This window comes from Glaciihabitans sp. UYNi722, from assembly GCF_040549465.1.
Taxonomy (GTDB): Bacteria; Actinomycetota; Actinomycetes; order Actinomycetales; family Microbacteriaceae; genus Lacisediminihabitans.
In genome coordinates, this window is sequence record NZ_JBEPTL010000006.1 from 43,265 (window position 1) to 59,550 (window position 16,286).

At 64.1% G+C, this 16,286-nt stretch carries 13 protein-coding genes; 5 read left to right on the forward strand and 8 right to left on the reverse strand.

Features of this window, described 5'->3' with window-relative positions; all coding sequences use genetic code 11:
* Positions 1 to 3: 3 nt before the first annotated feature.
* On the forward strand, positions 4 to 879 hold the full coding sequence (locus ABIB56_RS05935; RefSeq protein WP_354568128.1) for a bifunctional methylenetetrahydrofolate dehydrogenase/methenyltetrahydrofolate cyclohydrolase: 876 nt from the start codon (positions 4 to 6) through the stop codon (positions 877 to 879).
* Between the two features lie 31 nt (positions 880 to 910).
* Here ABIB56_RS05935 and ABIB56_RS05940 read toward each other — a convergent pair whose 3' ends face one another.
* Genes ABIB56_RS05940 through galT form a run of 3 tightly spaced genes read right to left on the reverse strand, consistent with a single transcriptional unit; the run spans position 911 to position 3,965 of the window.
* The gene (locus ABIB56_RS05940; protein ID WP_354568130.1) at positions 911 to 1,681 is read right to left on the reverse strand and encodes a hypothetical protein; all 771 of its coding nucleotides are present in this window, start codon (positions 1,679 to 1,681) and stop codon (positions 911 to 913) included.
* A 17-nt stretch (positions 1,682 to 1,698) separates the two neighbouring features.
* Positions 1,699 to 2,859, reverse strand: a complete 1,161-nt coding sequence (galK, locus tag ABIB56_RS05945) for a galactokinase (RefSeq protein ID WP_354568132.1) — start codon at positions 2,857 to 2,859, stop codon at positions 1,699 to 1,701.
* Complete coding sequence (gene galT / locus ABIB56_RS05950) at positions 2,856 to 3,965, reverse strand: galactose-1-phosphate uridylyltransferase (RefSeq protein WP_354568134.1); 1,110 nt, start codon at positions 3,963 to 3,965, stop codon at positions 2,856 to 2,858. The genes galK and galT overlap by 4 nt, the downstream gene beginning before the upstream one ends.
* Before the next feature lie 85 nt (positions 3,966 to 4,050).
* On the opposite strand from galT, the gene ABIB56_RS05955 reads away from it, so the two are divergent.
* Together ABIB56_RS05955 and ABIB56_RS05960 are read left to right on the forward strand one after the other, a co-directional pair.
* Entirely contained in the window at positions 4,051 to 4,848 is a 798-nt protein-coding gene (locus tag ABIB56_RS05955) for a DeoR/GlpR family DNA-binding transcription regulator (protein ID WP_354568136.1), read from the forward strand.
* A 259-nt stretch (positions 4,849 to 5,107) separates the two neighbouring features.
* Positions 5,108 to 6,178, forward strand: a complete 1,071-nt coding sequence (locus ABIB56_RS05960; RefSeq protein ID WP_354568138.1) for a VIT1/CCC1 transporter family protein — start codon at positions 5,108 to 5,110, stop codon at positions 6,176 to 6,178.
* A gap of 146 nt (positions 6,179 to 6,324) precedes the next feature.
* Here ABIB56_RS05960 and ABIB56_RS05965 read toward each other — a convergent pair whose 3' ends face one another.
* The 4 genes from ABIB56_RS05965 to cmtR form a co-directional block, all read right to left on the reverse strand.
* Positions 6,325 to 6,669, reverse strand: a complete 345-nt coding sequence (locus tag ABIB56_RS05965; protein WP_354568140.1) for a hypothetical protein — start codon at positions 6,667 to 6,669, stop codon at positions 6,325 to 6,327.
* A 69-nt stretch (positions 6,670 to 6,738) separates the two neighbouring features.
* Positions 6,739 to 8,190, reverse strand: a complete 1,452-nt coding sequence (locus tag ABIB56_RS05970; RefSeq protein ID WP_354568142.1) for an SPFH domain-containing protein — start codon at positions 8,188 to 8,190, stop codon at positions 6,739 to 6,741.
* 104 nt (positions 8,191 to 8,294) lie between these two features.
* Entirely contained in the window at positions 8,295 to 8,723 is a 429-nt protein-coding gene (locus ABIB56_RS05975; RefSeq protein ID WP_354568144.1) for an arsenate reductase ArsC, read from the reverse strand.
* Between the two features lie 198 nt (positions 8,724 to 8,921).
* Positions 8,922 to 9,266 (reverse strand): Cd(II)/Pb(II)-sensing metalloregulatory transcriptional regulator CmtR, encoded by a 345-nt coding sequence (gene cmtR, locus ABIB56_RS05980; RefSeq protein ID WP_354568146.1) that lies wholly within the window; start codon positions 9,264 to 9,266, stop codon positions 8,922 to 8,924.
* 198 nt (positions 9,267 to 9,464) lie between these two features.
* Between cmtR and ABIB56_RS05985 the strand changes: the two genes are divergently transcribed.
* A complete protein-coding gene (locus ABIB56_RS05985) occupies positions 9,465 to 11,882 on the forward strand; it encodes a CDP-glycerol glycerophosphotransferase family protein (RefSeq protein ID WP_354568286.1) in 2,418 nt (805 codons plus the stop codon).
* Here ABIB56_RS05985 and ABIB56_RS05990 read toward each other — a convergent pair.
* Positions 11,869 to 13,419: a glycosyltransferase family 39 protein gene (locus ABIB56_RS05990; protein WP_354568148.1), complete on the reverse strand. Its 1,551-nt coding sequence runs from the start codon at positions 13,417 to 13,419 to the stop codon at positions 11,869 to 11,871. The two genes, ABIB56_RS05985 and ABIB56_RS05990, sit on opposite strands and share 14 nt — an antisense overlap.
* Before the next feature lie 342 nt (positions 13,420 to 13,761).
* Between ABIB56_RS05990 and ABIB56_RS05995 the strand changes: the two genes are divergently transcribed.
* Positions 13,762 to 16,284: a CDP-glycerol glycerophosphotransferase family protein gene (locus tag ABIB56_RS05995; protein ID WP_354568150.1), complete on the forward strand. Its 2,523-nt coding sequence runs from the start codon at positions 13,762 to 13,764 to the stop codon at positions 16,282 to 16,284.
* The last annotated feature ends 2 nt before the right edge of the window (positions 16,285 to 16,286 follow it).

The window sequence follows — 16,286 nt, forward strand, 5'->3', positions numbered from 1 at the left end:
CCGATGACCGCGACCAGGATGGACGGCATCGCCACCGCGACAGCCGTCAAGGCGGAACTCGTCGAGCGCATCGCGGCCCTCAAGGCGCGGGGTATCACCCCGGGCCTCGCCACGCTGATGGTGGGTGAGGACCCAGGGTCGCTCTCCTACGTCGCGGGCAAGCACCGCGACTCGCTCGAGCTGGGCATCGAGTCGGTACGTATCGACCTGCCGGAGACGGCCAGCGCGGACGACGTGCGCGCCGCCGTGCGCGAGTTGAACGCGAACCCGATCGTCACCGGCTTCCTGATCCAGCTGCCGCTGCCCGCAGGAATCGACGAGAACGAAATGCTCGAACTCATCGATCCGGCGAAGGATGCGGACGGCCTGCACCCGATGAATCTCGGCCGACTGGTGCTCCGTGTGGGCGGCGAACTCAACTCGCCGCTGCCGGCCACCCCGGCGGGAATCGTCGAGATGCTTCGGCGTTACGACGTCCCGATCTCCGGCAAGCACGTGATCGTCATCGGGCGCGGTCTGACCGTCGGGCGACCGCTCGGGCTGCTGCTTACCCGCAAGGGAGTGGATGCCACGGTGACACTGGCGCACTCCCGCACGAAGAATCTCGCGGAGGAAGTGCGTCGGGCCGACATTATCATCGCGGCGGTCGGCGTCCCGGGTCTCATCAAGGCCGACTGGGTCAAGCCGGGGGCGGCAATCCTCGATGTCGGCATCACCAGGGTGATCAACCCGGAGACGGGTAAGGCAAAACTCATCGGTGACGTCGACCCGGGTGCGGCAGAGGTCGCGAGCTTTCTCTCACCGGTTCCGGGCGGCGTCGGCCCGATGACCAGGGCCATGCTCATGCACAACGTCGTGGAGGCGGCAGAACGCCTCTGACGTTCCTCCCGCTCGGGATCGGCGCGAAGGGTTATTCGCCCACGTAGCCGATCCCGCAGCTGATCCCGTTGCGGGCGGCGTTCGGATCCCAGCCGCCGTCGCCTGTGACGACGGTTGCTGCGGCATCCTCCAGCTTGATGGTGCAGGCCTCGATGGTCGCCTTCGAATCGAAGGGCACAGAGAACCCGAAGAAGCCGTAGCGCCATTGCGTGAGGGTCGGACCGGGGATGCCGCTCTCGAAATCGGCGACCGCGTGCGCTGGGCCTGCGGTGCTCCAGGTGTAGCCGTTGTCGCACGGCGCTGAAGGGTCGACAGGTTTGATGCCGGTGCCTTTGACCGACTGGCCGTAGAAGTTGGTCTTGCCGGCGAAAACGTCGAGCGGGTAGACGAATGGTTTGTTCTTGACGCTGCTCGCCAGGTCGATCGACATGAGGATGCTGCCGTTCGCGGCAAGGGTGTCCGCCGTCACGGGCGTCCCCTGCACGCCGGGACCGCAGGTGGCGAGAAACTCTTTCTGGAGGGCGCCGACGTCGCTGCTGCTGTAGGGCAGCGGTTTGTGCGCGGTCATCGTGATGCCGATCGTGCTGCCATCCTTGCCGCGCACATTGGCGGAGATGGTGAACATGAGATCGGCCGATGCGGCCGGCGTCGCACTCGCTGACGGGCTCGTGGAGGGGCTGGGTTGTGCGCTGTCGCTCGTCGTCGGCGCAGCAGAGGGGGTCGGCGAACAACCGGCGAGAAGGAGGGAGGCAAGTAGCGCTCCGGCCACACCGATCGAGGTCCTGGCCAGCAACGCTCTCACCTGGGTATCTCCTCTGATTAGCTTTCCCGCGATGCTCCATGGGCGGGGACCACCACGAAAGTATCAGGCTGGCCGAATCCATGTTCCGCGAAGGCGCCATCGATAGCAACCTGTAACCGGGAAAGATCATCCCGATGGATGAGAGCGATCGCGGAGCCGCCGAAACCGCCGCCGGTCATCCGCGCTCCGATCGCACCGTTGGCCTGGGCTGTCTCCACAGCGAGGTCGAGTTCGGGGATGGAGATCTCGAAATCGTTGCGCATGGAGAGGTGGGAGGCGTCGAGGAGGTCGCCGATCGCTGCCGGGCCCTGCTCCCTGAGGGCGCGAACAGTGTCGAGCACACGCTGGTTCTCGGTGACCACGTGGCGTACGCGGCGGAAGGTCGTGTCGTCGAGGATATTGCGAGCCCGCGGCAGGTCGTCGACAGTCACGTCACGCAGGGACTCGACCTCCAGCATCCGTGCGCCAAGCTCGCAGGAGGCCCGGCGTTCCGCGTAGCCACCGGTCGCGTGCGAGTGGGTCACGCCGGTGTCCATGATGAGCAGCACGAGTTCTGCCGCACCGAAACCGAGGTCCACGATCTCCGAGTCGAGGCTGCGGCAGTCGAGGAAGACGGCGGAATCTTTCTGGCCGAGTAGTGACGCGGACTGGTCCATGATGCCGGTGGGGGCTCCGACGACCTTGTTCTCGGCGAGCTGGCCGACGGCGGCGAGAGTCGGTCGGTCGAGGCGGAGACGCCAGACGTCGTTGAGCGCCATCGCGACCGCGCTCTCGATGGCGGCGGAGGAGGAGAGCCCGGCGCCCACCGGCACGTCCGAGTCGATGAAGATGTCGAATCCCGGCACGGTGGCGAGGTCTGCACCGCGCTGCCCGAGTGCCCACGCGACGCCGAGGGGATAGGCGGCCCAGCCGTTCAGCGTTTCCGGCGACAGCTCGCTGATCGTGATCTCGACGACCTCGTCGGCGAAGGAGCTCGCCACCCTCGCGATGCCGTCCTCACGCAGGCCGAGGGCGATCACTGTACGACGGTTGATCGCGAAGGGCAGCACGAAACCCTCGTTGTAGTCGGTGTGCTCGCCAATCAGGTTCACACGGCCGGGCGCCGACCACATTCCGGCAGGCTCGTACCCGTAGAGCTCGTTGAAGCCGGCCCGTACGTCGTCGCGGATGTCGCTCATGCCTGTGGTTCCTCTGTTCGACTCAGACCGTCCCGGATGAGGGCGGCCGATTGTTCTGGCGTCACGTCGCCGATCCAGGCGCCCATGGCGGCCTCGGACCCGGCGAGGAACTTCAGTTTGTTCTCTCCGCGACGTGGCGATGTTACCTGCAGCATGAGACGGATGTCGTCGCGTCCGACATTCACCGGTGCCTGGTGCCACGCGGCGATGTAGGGCGTCGGGGTGTCGTAGAGCGCGTCGATCGCCCGCAGGAGCCGCAGGTAGAGCCCGGCGAGTTCATCCCGTTCCTCGGTGTTGGTCGCGGCGAAGTCGGGAATGTGGCGATGGGGCAGCATGTGCACCTCGATGGGCCAGCGGGCGGCGAACGGCACGAAGGCGGTCCAGTGTTCGCCACGCAGTACGACCCGTTCGGATTCGCCCTCGAACTCGAGGATGCGCTCGAACAGGTCGGGCCCGAACTGCTCGATCGATTCCCGCAGTCTGGCGGTGCGCGGCGTGACGTAGGGATAGGCGTAGATCTGCCCGTGCGGATGCAGCAGCGTCACGCCGATCGCCTCACCGCGGTTCTCGAATGGGAAGACCTGTTGCACACCGGGAAGTGCCGAGAGCACGGCTGTGCGGTCCGCCCACGCCTCGATCACCGTACGTGCGCGAGAACGGCTGATGCTGCCGAAAGCGCCCTCGTGCTCCGGGCTGAACGCGACGACCTCGCAGCGCCCGACGGACGGCAGGGTGCGGCCGAGCCCTACCGAGGTCAGCTCCGAGGGTTCGAAGGCCGCAGCGATCTCCGGCCCAAAGGATGGCGAGCGGTTCTCGAAGACGGCGACATCGTAGACATCCGGGATCTCCGAGGGATTGCCCGCGCTCGCCGGTGCCAGCGGATCCTGGTCGGCTGGCGGTAGCACGACGCGGTTCTGGCGGGATGCCGCGATCGAGATCCATTCGCCGGTGAGCGGGTCTTGCCGCATGGTCGCGGTGGCCGGGCGTGGGTCGAGAATGCGGGCATCCGGCTTGCGATCGGGAGACAGTTTCGTGTCCACGTCGTCGAAGTAGATGAGGTCGCGGCCGTCGGCCAGCGTGTACTCGCGTTTGACGATCGGAGTCATAGCAATCCCTTGTCGCGCGGTTTCGAAAACGCAAGAAACCTTAGCTCTTATTGACAAGAAAACACAAGTAATCAAAGATCGAACCATGGTCTCGATCCAGCCCCCGCCGCCCGCTGCGGCTCGGCGCGAGCAGATTCTCTCGAGCATCGACGAACAGGGCTTCGTGAGGGTCACCGAGTTGAGCCGTCGTTTCGGAATCTCAGAGGTCACTGTCCGCGCCGACCTGGACGCGCTCGCCCAGAGCAGCGCGGTGTTGCGGATACACGGCGGCGCCGTTCCTGCCAGCCGTCCCGCCGGGCTCGAGCGCCCATTCGAACAGTCTGCGCTTGCCGCGAGCGATGAGAAAGCCAGGATCGGGCGGGCAGCTGCCGCGCTGGTGGAATCCGACCAGGCGGTTGTGCTCGACGTCGGCACCACGACCACCGCCATCGCCATGGCCCTGCTCGCCCGCGACGACCTGCACAATGTCGTCATCATCACGAACGCCCTCAACATTGCGCTGGCGCTGGAGCCGGTCATCCCGCGTTTCACCGTGATTGTCACCGGCGGAACGCTTCGGCCACTGCAACACTCGCTCGTCGATCCCCTTGCCAGCGTGGTGCTCGACCAGGTGCGCGGTGACCTGGTATTCATCGGATGCAGTGGAGTGGATGCCGCGGCAGGTGTCACCAACGTGAACCTCCCCGAGGCCGATATGAAGCGCCGCATGCTCGCGACGGCTGCTCGCCGGGTCGTGGTCGCGGACAGTTCCAAGCTGGGGGTCGCCCAGCTCAGCCGTGTTGTGCCGCTCGACGGCGTTGACAGCCTCATCACCGGATCCGAAGCCGACCCTGCACAACTCGAGCGTCTCGTCGCGGCCGGACTCCACATTCTCACGGCGTGAACCGCCGCACCGCCTGACCGCGGGTCGTCCGCTACTCTGGAGGCACGAAGGGGAGTAGTTCCCTCGCCCATCAGGCCGAATGCTGGCCTGGCAGGCGTGCGGATGTATCGACATACTGGCCGGTCACGGCGACTGGCCCGGTACTCCACCGCTGTGATCCACTGGTCGCAGCGGCGAACGAGACCTTCGGTCAGCTCACACTGGCCGAGGTCGCGCAACCGCACAACCTCGTCCGGTCCCCGACCGGAAGGCACCCGTGATGACAACCCCTACCCAGCGCCAGCCCCAACCCAGCGATCTTCGCCGCTGGCGTCACTATCTCGCTGACGAACGTGCGGAAGCTGCCGTCTACCGCGACCTCGCCAGCCGTCGAGAGGGCGAGGAGAAAGAGATCCTGCTCGCGCTCGCGGATGCTGAGGGTCGCCACGAACAGCACTGGAAAGACCTGCTTGGCGACCAGATCGGAAAACCGCGCAATGGCGACATCCGCACCAGGCTCCTCGGTTTTCTCGCCAGGCGCTTTGGTTCGGTCTTCGTGCTCGCGCTCGCCCAGCGGGCTGAGGCCCGCTCGCCCTATGAGGCGGATTCGGATGCCACACCGGCTATGGCGGCGGACGAACGGATTCACGAGGAGGTCGTCCGTGGCCTCGCGACCAGGGGCCGCAACCGCCTCTCCGGAACGTTCAGGGCGGCAGTCTTCGGCGCCAACGACGGACTCGTCAGCAACCTCGCCCTGGTGATCGGCATCAGCGCGAGCGGCGTTGCCACGCATGTCGTGTTGCTGACCGGCGTCGCGGGGCTGCTCGCCGGCGCGCTGTCGATGGGGGCGGGGGAGTACGTCTCCGTGCGGTCGCAGCGGGAACTGCTGGAGGCATCCGCATCGAGCGGGCAGAGCCAGAAGGTGCTGCCCGACCTGGATGTCGACGCCAACGAACTCCCGCTCGTCTACCGCGCACGGGGGATGTCTGAGACCGAGGCCGACGCGCACGCCAGCGAGGTGCTGCGCGACAACAGCCTCGAGATCACCGAGGAGGTCGACGAACACGAGACCATCGGCACCGGTTTCGACGCCGCTATCTCGAGCTTCTGCTTCTTCGCCTCTGGCGCGATCATCCCGATCATCCCGTACTTCTTCGGACTCGGCGGGTTCGTCGCCATTCTGGTGGCCGCCGGTCTCGTCGGGCTCGCGCTGCTGGGTACCGGGGCGATCGTCGGCGTGCTCTCGGGTGGTCCGCCGCTGAGGCGTGCACTGCGCCAGCTCGGCATCGGATTCGGGGCGGCCCTTGTCACCTATCTGCTCGGCCTGCTGTTCGGCACAGCGATCGGCTGAGCGCTGCCCGCGGCTACGGCTGGCTGCAGCGAGTGGCAGAGTGCCAAATGAAGGAGATGACGCCCTTCGCGGCGATCCCTGCCTGAAGATACGGGAGCTTCAGCGCGAGAGTGCCTTCATTTGGCACTCACAGACGGGCACGCGTTCTAGGGAGTGTCCAGATAGCTTGTGTCGACTTCAGTGTCTTCGATGGGCAGACCGATGCTCACTCTCTTCGAGGCGCCAAGAGCCACCGTGCGGGCATGCAGTTTGTTCACAGCCTCGATCGTGTCCGGCGATGGAGCTGTCGAGTCCGACGGAGTGACCAGCAATTCACTCGCCGGACCGATCACCAGGTCGGCGATGATCCCGCGGCCGTCTTCGTCGACCGCGGGTAGATGCACCACTTCGGCGAAGTCGTTGAGGGCCGCGGCCGCCGCGAACTGGAGCAGCGCGTCGGCCGCTTCATCAGTCGTGATGAAAGACACTCCGCCGTAAGCCACTTTCTTCATCTATCCACCGTCCTCCTGAATTGGCGAGGGCGGTAGCACGTTGCGGAAACTGTCAGGTCGGAGTAATGCCTACTCGGCTTCGAGGGGCCGGTTCGGGTCTTCTGCGGGCGCCGATTCGGCGGGAACATCGGGTTCGACGGCAACTGTTGTCGGCGCAGAGTCGCGTGCGACGGCGCGCCCCGCGGCGGTGCCGCCGACGAAACTGCCGATGAGTGACTTGATATCGACACCGGCTGTCGCCTGGAGAACCGAGTCGATCTCGCTGAAGCCGCCGGCGACATTCTTGGTCAGCTGGCTGGCGCCATCGGTGGAGACGACGGTGAGGTTGTCGATGTTGCCCATCGGGGCGGCGAGTTCGTGGGCGATCTGCGGCAGCAGCTCCACGAGTCGCAGCTGGATGAGCGCCTCCGACTTCTGCGCGACGGCCTCGGCCGCGAGCTTGGTGGCCTCCGCCTCCGCTGTTCCCTTGGCGAGGATGGCGTCGGCGGTTGCCTGACCCTCCGCGCGGATGGCCTCCGCGCTGAGCACTCGCGCATCGCGTTCGGCCTTTGCCGCGGTGACCTGTGCCTCGGCGGCGGCGGTCGCGGCGACACGCACCTTGTAGGCGTCCGCATCGGCGACGGCATTGACTTCGGAGGCCAGCTGTGCGGCGCGGAGCTTCGATGCCGCCTGGGCCGTGACCTCCTGCTCGTGCACGATGTTCTGCTGGGTCTGGGCTTCGGCAAGTGGCTTCGCACCGGCGGCCTCGGCTGTCGCTTTGTCGGTCTCGAGCTGCAGCGCCGCGCGCTTGAGCGCCAGTTCGTTGTTGGCGATTGCGACGGCCTGCTCGGCCGCGATCGATGCCTGCTGCGAGGCCTGGCCGGCCTGCGCTTCCGCGATCTCGGCGGTCTGCAGTACCTTCGCCTGCTCGGCGCGACCCATGTTGCTGATGTAGTCGTTCTCGTCAGTTATGCCCTTGATTTCGAACGAGTCGACATCGAGGCCCTGGCTGAGCAGCGACTCACGCGCGGTGGAGAGCACAGCTGCTCCCAGTTCGTCCCGCTTCTGGATGATGGTCAACACGTCTGTGCCACCGATGGAGGAGCGGAGCGAACCCGACAGCACTTCGAGGGCGAAACTGTCGATATTTTTGTCGTTGCCGATGAATCGTTGACCGGCCGCGAGGATAGCGGTGTGGCTGTCGCCGACCTTGACGATCGCCACGGCTTCGACGCGGATCGTCACGCCTTTGCCGTCCTGCGCTTCGGCCTGCAGCTCGATCGCCCGGGAACGAAGGCTGAGCTTAAAAGCCTTCTGGAAGAACGGCGTGATGAAGACGCCGGAACCCACCACGATCTTGATGCCCGACTGTTCGGTGGAGACACCGTCGACGGTGAGCTTTCGTGCCCGTCGACCGGTGAGCAGGATCGCCTCATCCGGCCCCGCGTTCTTATAGATCGACCTCAGGTAGATGAGGGCGAGAAGAGCGACGATGATCACCGCGACGACGATGGCGATCGTGGAGTTGATTCCGAAGAGCATGGAGCATCCTTGCGGTCGTGCCCGCAGCGGCGGACGGGTGGTGCACGGCGAGTGGGTGGCTAGCTATGCTCACGTTACTGCACCGGATGCAGCATCCAAGCGGTTCAGTGCTCAGGCAATTCCTTAACCGCGGTGGGCAGAATCTCGGCCAGCAGCGCCTCGATGCGGGCTTTGATGTCGTCCCGAATTCGGCGCACCTCGTCGATATCCTTGCCGGCCGGGTCGCTGAGTTCCCAGTCCTCGTAGCGTTTTCCGGGGAAGATCGGGCAGGCGTCGCCGCAACCCATGGTGATGACGACATCCGAGCGCCTGACCTGCTCCGTCGTCATGAGCTGTGGCACTCCCTGCGAGATGTCGATGCCCTCTTCGGCCATCGCCTGGATGGCGATCGGGTTGATCTCGTTGCCGGGCTCGGATCCGCCGGAGCGAACCTCGACGGCACCTCCGGAGAGCGCGGCCATATAGCCGGCTGCCATCTGCGAACGGCCCGCGTTGTGGACGCAGACGAAGAGAACAATGGGTCGGGATGTCATCGTTATGAGTCTATTGATCGGGCAGCTCATCGACGGGCCCGGAAGAGGAAACTCCCCGAGCGGCGTATGCCGGTCGGGGAGCCCACGTTGCCGTTACTAGCAGCAGCCGCAGCTTTCAGCGCAGGCTGCCGTGCAACAGCTTCCATCGCAACAGTCAGTCATAGTCGCCTCCTTCCCTACCCGTTGTCTACGGGCGGTCTAATTGCAGCAGCCGGGCACTGTGCAGGTGTTATCGGCGCACGGAGCGCCTTCGTCGACAGCGAGGATCACGTTCGTCAATTCCGAGAGCGCGCGAGTGAGGTGCGGATCCGCGATCTCGTAGCGTGTCTGGCGGCCCTCCGGTGCCGTCACCACGAGACCGCATCCGCGAAGACAGGCCAGGTGGTTGGAGACATTGGATCGTGTCAGTTCAAGTTCCCGAGCGAGTTCGGCGGGATATCCGGGCCGTTCCAGCAGGCTTATCAGGATTCTCGAACGCGTCGGGTCGGCCATCGCGCGCCCCAGGCGGTTCATGACATCAAGGCGGGTAGCAATGGTCAGCATATGCTGACTATACAGCTTCAGCTGAACTAGCAGAAGATGCACTGGGCGCACCGAAAGCATCGAGTGTCATTAGTGCCGGGCGAAAAATGTCGTCATCGTCACGAACGTGGATTGTTCGGTATTGCACGCCAAAGGCGCTTCTGAAGCGCGGCAGATCTTTATAGTGAGGAGGTGATCAGGATATCGGATGTGCCAGGGATGTCCGCGGTCAGCCGCCGCGTTACAAGCCTGAGACGACGCCTTCGCCAGGCGGCAAAGACGGAGGTTTATGCGTTCTGGCGACGACGGGCTGTGCGCTCGACAACGGTGTTATATGAGTCCTTCGCTGGCAACGGTATGCTCTGTAACCCCGAGGCGATCTTCCGGGCGCTGGTGGACGATCCGCAATTCGCCGATCTCACTCATGTCTGGGTGCTGACGAGTAAGCGGGAGAATCCGTTTGTCGTGCGTGAGTTTGCCCGGTCGCGCTCGGTGCGGTTCGTTCGGCCCGGCTCCATTGGCTACTACCGGGCGCTTGCGACGGCCGGCTACCTCGTCAACAACGCGACATTTCCGTCGGAGTTCAGCAAGCGGGCGGGGCAGCGATATCTGAACACCTGGCACGGCACCCCGCTCAAGCGCATGGGATATGACATCGGTGACCCGGCGACCCGCGTGGCCAATGTGGTCCGCAACCTGCTCTCGGCGGACTTCCTGCTCTCGGCAAGCCCGTTCATGACCGAGCACATGTACGAGAAGGCTCACCTGTTGGGCCAGATCTATGATGGCCGGGTTATCGAGGAGGGCTATCCGCGGATAGACCGCCAGGTCCTGGATTCGACCAGCATCGCTTCGACCCGCGCCAGGCTTGAGGAGGGTGGTGTCGCGATCGGCGGGCGGCAGGTAATCCTCTATGCACCCACCTGGAAGGGAACCTCCTTCTCCCGCCCGGAGGACGACCTCAGCGAGCTGGTGTCGCGGGTCGAACACCTCGAAACCCTGATCGACACGACCAAGTACGTGGTGCTCCTCAAGACACATCAGGTGGTGCACCGATATGCCTCCGATATTCCGGGACTTGCGGGGCGGCTGATCCCCAACGAGATTCCTACGAACGTGATCCTCGGTATCACCGACCTGCTGGTCACCGACTATTCGAGCATCTTTTTCGACTTCCTCGCGACGGGTCGTCCTCTCTTCTTCCTCGCTCCAGATCTGGCGGACTATGCCGGATACCGCGGCCTGTACATCGAACCGGCTGAATGGCCTGGCCCGGTTGTCGGCACGGTGACAAAGCTCGCCCAGGCGGTGAACGAGTTCGATCGGGAGGGTGTCTCCGACGACATCGCACTGAAGTACCGGGCAATGCAGGCCAGGTTCGTCGCTCGAGAAGACGGCGTGGCGACGAAGAGGATCGTCGACATCGTGTTTCGCGGAAATACAGACGGCTATGCGGTTGCGCCGATCGCCCATGATGAGCGCCGCACAATGCTCATCCACGGCGGCGGCATGAGGCCCAACCGGGTCACTTCCGAACTCATCGCACTTCTCGACAGAATCGACCACAGCCGGTTCGACGTCTCGGTGGTCTTCCCGCCGACGCGGGGGCGATCGGTGCGCGACCAGCAGCGACTGCTCAATCCGCACGTCCGCCAGCTCGTCAGAGTCGGAGGGATGAACGGCTCGAAACTGTCGCTTGCCCGACTGCGCTCGCACCGATCGGCCGGCGCAAGATCGCAAGCAGACTTGTCGCGCGAGACGAGACTCTGGAGGGACGAGTGGGATCGGTGCTTCGGCTCGACTACATTCGACCTCACACTGGACTTCGCCGGTACCAGCTCATTCTGGGCGACACTGATGCTGCACAGCCCCGGTTCCGAACGCTCGATCTGGCTGCGCCCCGATAGGGTTGGGCCGGCCGAGGAGCTCGCGAAGATCCGCTCGCTCTACGACGCCTTCGATCACCTGGTCTCGGACTCGCCGGGGGAGGGCATGGCACTGCAGAATTTCTCGCAGGCACAGTCGCTTATCGGAGGGGGGAGGCTCCTGGCGGAGGCGGCGCTCCCTGTCCAATCCGGTGACGGCGAGTCGCCAACGCCCGGCTGGCTGGCCGAAACCGGCACTGCCGGAGACCTCAGGATCTTCGCCTCCCTCGGTGGCCTGTCACACGAAAACAATCCGCGCCGCCTTCTCCGGGCATTCGCCCTGGTGCACTCAGAGGCTTTGGAGTCCCGGCTGGTGGTAATCGGCCACGGTCCTCTCGCCTCGTTACTGGAAGCCGATGTCGAGTCTTTCGGGCTGACCGGGGCCGTCTGGCTCGCCGGCTATCGAGCGAACCCCTTCGCGATTCTCCGGCGTTCGCTCGGTTTTGTTTACACCGGCCAGGCACTGGGTCCTCGCGTGGTCAGGGAAGCGCGTGTTCTCGGTCTTCCGATTGTCGCCGTTGCCAGCGAATTCGGCGGGGCCGGGGCTCAGAGCGGCGTGCTCGAGATCGCGCGGGATGATCGAGCCGTCGCCGATGGAATGGTCGACATTCTCGGGGGGGCCATCGGCGCGTCGTCAATCGACTGGGCCGCAGGCGACGATGCCTCGCTCGCAGACTTCTATCGGGCGGTCGGAGTGCTCAGGGACGAGTGAGCTTCAGCACCAGACTGCTGTGCCCAGGGTACTCGGCCACGACGACGAACCCCAGCGACGCCAGGATCGAACGGTCGTAGGTGTCGGCTTCCGTTCCGGGTAGTCGATACTCGACCAGCCAGACTGTCTTTATCGAGCCGATTCGCGCGGCGACAAAGGATGACGGATACACGGAGTCATGCCAGTTGGTCGTCTGATACCAGGGGGTCTTGAGGGCGATATCCGTCAGTCCGGCAAAGGAAGCCGGGTAGGTACGAAGGGCGAGGCGGGGAGCGCGCGATGGCCGTGTGCCCTCGTCGAAGAGGATGCCCTGCCCGGGCTTCGCGTTGGCCTGGATGGTGTCGGCGATCTGCGACCAGTCACTGTTGTTTTTGGCGAACGGTGTCCGCTGGCTGAGGTAGCTGATGGAGGAGGCCGCCACGACAATCACCAGCAGCGGGATCGCCACGATGCGCGGGCGAACCCGCGCCAGGAGCCATCCGATCAGGAGCGCAGCGGCCGGGGCGGCGAATGACAGATAGCGGGAGGAATAGACCGCGTGCACGGAATTGATGGCAAGGAGGATGGCCGGAGGGCCAAGGAGCCAGGTAGCGGCCAGCGGCACAAGCGAGGGGCGTCGCGCCCCGGAATCATCGACGTAGTTGGATACGCCAGGGTCTCGGCGCGTACGGTACGCTCCGACGGCCCAGAAAGCGATCGCCGTGATGATGAGGGTCCAGGCGATCACAGCCATCAGGTCGTTGCCGAACCACTGCGTCACGACAAGTGTGCGGATGTTGGTGGAGTCGCGGCTCGCGAGGAAGGCGATCTGTCCGCTTTCGGCTATCCCGAATCCGATCACCACTCCGGCGAGAACGACGCTGCAGAGTGTCGCTCGTACCCACCGCCTCACGACGGCCCGCTGTCGGGTGCCGAGCACGATCACGGCATGGGCGACGAGGATCAGCATGCTGAACAGGAAGATGTAGCCGCAGATGGCTAACCCGATGGCATAGAACACCCACAGCCGTCGTTTGGGCTTCTCGAGACCGAGAATGTACACCAGCAGGATGGTGAGCCACACTACTGCGGCCGCGCTCATCGCATACCCGCGGGCCTCCTCTCCCATGTAGGTGATGCGTGGCAGGAAGACCGCCACCATTCCGGCGAAAATACCGACTCGGGTGCCCCCGAGCCGTGAGCCGAGCACAACGATTCCCGCCACCGCGATGCCAACGGCGATCGCGCTGGGGAACCTCACGGAAAATGGGGATGCCCCAAACGCCAGCACCCAGAAGTGCAGGAACAGGTAGTAGGTGCCGTGAACCGCATCCACGGTGCCGAGCATGCGGAAGAGCGACGGAAGCGAGCGCTCTGCCGAGAGCACGCTGGCTGCTTCGTCGCCCCACAGCGACGGAATCCAGGAGCCGGCAGCGGAAACCGCGGTGGCCACCGCGCCGAGAGAGATCGCCCAGATAGACGGGTTGGATAGCCTTCTGCGCGTAAGCGCGACGACAGCCTCCTGCCCGCGATCACGAAGTTTAGAATCGTATGACACGGCTACGTCCTCGCGGCGGCTCGTTGGTGCTGTCGAAATCGGAATCGTCTGCACTAGGGTCCTGTTCGTCCCCCACTTCCGCCAGGAGCGCAACGACTGCCCATACGCAGGCGGCGGCGACAACGACCAGAATGCCGATACCTCCAACAATGAGCCATACCATCATGAGCCTCCCTACGCTAAATTGTTCTCATTGGGCGAGCTTTTCAGGGGACTGCCCAGATGCCTCTAAGACTGGTGATCCTTTTCGAAAAGATGGCCTGCGCGAATCCTTAGAAAATCCTGGGCGACTTTCTCGCACCCTTAATATTCTGATCGGCTGGTTCGAGTGAGGGAAGCGCCATGAAACGAGTGTTCCGGCGGCTGCGACGGTTGCTCAGGAAGTTGGCTGCTGCTGGGCGGGCCGAACTTCAGGCATTCGCCCGACGCGGTCGTCTGCGACCGGGAGTCGTGCTGTACGAGTCCTTCGCAGGCAATGGCATGCTGTGCAACCCCGAAGCGATCTTCCGGGAGGTGCTCCGCTCACCCGACCTCGCCGAGCTCCGCCACATCTGGGTGCTCAACAGTTTGCGGGAGCACCGTGAGGTACAGGCGGAGTTCGCCCGCGATCGGCGGGTGCGTTTCGTGCGCCGCCGCTCCCTTGCCTATGTCCGTGCTCTCGCGACCAGTCAGTATCTGGTGAACAACGCAACTTTTCCTGCGGATTTCAGCAAGCGGCCCCACCAGATCTACCTCAATACCTGGCATGGCACTCCGCTGAAGCGGATGGGCTATGACATGCCGGACGGCGCCATCGACTCCGCGAATACAGTGCGAAACTTCGTTGCTGCGGACTTTCTGCTCTCCCAAAACTCCTTCATGACCGAGCAGATGTACGAAAAGGCTTACAAGCTGCGCGGTGCCTTTCGCGGAATGGTAGTCGAAGAGGGATACCCCCGAGTTGACCGGCAGTTCATGAACGAGGCAGAAGCGGCGGAGGCCCGATCGCGACTCACGGGCGCGGGAATCGAGCTCGGCGACCGCACCATCATCCTGTTCGCGCCGACCTGGAAGGGTACGGATTTCAGTTCCCCTGCCGACGATGCCAGCGAACTCTTCCTAGAGGTACAGGCGCTTCAGGCGGAGGTCGGAGAGGCCTACCGTGTGTTGCTGAAGACACATCAGGTCGTGCACCGATTCGCGGCGGACAGGCCCGAGTTTCGCAAGATCCTGGTGTCGAACGACATACCGACCAACGTGATGCTCGGTCTCACCGACATCCTGATCACCGACTATTCGTCGATCTTTTTCGACTTTCTGCCGCTCGACCGACCTGTGGTTTTCTTCACCCCGGATGACGTTGATTACTCCGCATCCCGTGGCCTGTATTTTCCCCTTGACGAGCTTCCCGGACCTGTGGCGCATACCGTTTCGGAGGTGGGCCGGGCGGTCCGTTCCCTGGCCGCTGACGACAGCAGGCCCCATGCCGCTGCGGAGGATTGGAAAGCGCGCTTCGTATCCTCTGATGATGGCGGCGCCGCGCGCCGGGTCATCGACGTAGTCTTCCGTGGCCTCACCCTGAATGCTCGAACGAAGTCCCTCGCCGAGGATCCCCGAACGTCGATTTTGCTGAGCCTTGGCGGCATGCGTTCCAACGGCATCACGAACTCGGCACTCAATCTGCTTAGCGCGATCGATCACAGCGCGTACGACGTCTCCGTTGTCTTCAACCGCCCCCGTGGCGCTCAGCAGTTGTCGAACCAGCGGCGGATACCACCGCAGGTTCGACAGTTCCACCGGGTCGGCGGGATGAACGGCAGCAAGCTCACCCACCTGTTTCGCCGACTGCAGGAGCGGTATCCGGCGCTCCGAAGGCGACCGGAGACCGCGACAGAACAACGGATGTGGCGCACCGAGTGGGCGCGTTGTTTCGGCGACGCGCGATTCGAGTCGGTCGTGGAGTTCAGCGGGTATACCGCGTTCTGGGCGTCCCTGCTGCTTCATTCCCCCGGCGGATTCCGCTCCATCTGGCTGCACAATGATCTGGCTCTGGAAAGGAGCCGATTCGTGGGAAGTCGACGGCGGATGATGCGCACCCTGCCCGCGGTCTTCAGCCTGTATCAGGATTTCGATTCGTTGGTTTCCGTGTCCGAAAGCCTCCGGCGGATCAACAGAGAAGCGCTCGGCGCCCGATACAGCGTCAATCCGGAATCGTTCGCCTTCGCCCGCAACCTGGTGGACGAATCACATGTACGACAGGGCCTCGCGAGTCCCTTGTCGTCGGTCGCGAATTACGAGACTGAAGACCAAATACTCGAGCAGGATGATCGACGTTGGATCGATGAGCTTCAGCGAGTCGACACAGTGTGGTTCACGACCATCGGACGGTTCTCTCCGGAGAAGAATCAGGCGCGACTCATCCGCGCCTTCGCCGAGGTCTATCGAGAGCACTCCGCTGTTCGGCTGATGATCATCGGACACGGTCCCCTTCGCGTCGAACTTCAGGCGCTCATCGACAGTCTCGGCCTGTCGCTCGTCGCGTTCGTCGTCGGGCCGTTTCCCAACCCATTCCCGGTGCTGGCGGCATCCGATTGTTTCGTGCTCTCGAGCAACTACGAGGGCCAGCCCATGGTGCTTCTCGAAGCCGCGCTCGCGCGTACGCCCATCATCTCGGTGGAATTTGACTCAGTTCACGATGCACTCCCCGATTCGGCGATTCGGATCGTGCCGCAGAGCGATGAAGGACTCGCTGAAGGAATGCGTGCATTCCTGAGGGGAGAGGTGCCGAGGTCATTCCTCGATGGGAATGCATACAACCGAGCCGCGGTGCTCGAGTTTCATCTGGTAACCGGCACGCGAAGTGGGCTCGAACAGAAGAGCAGGTGATC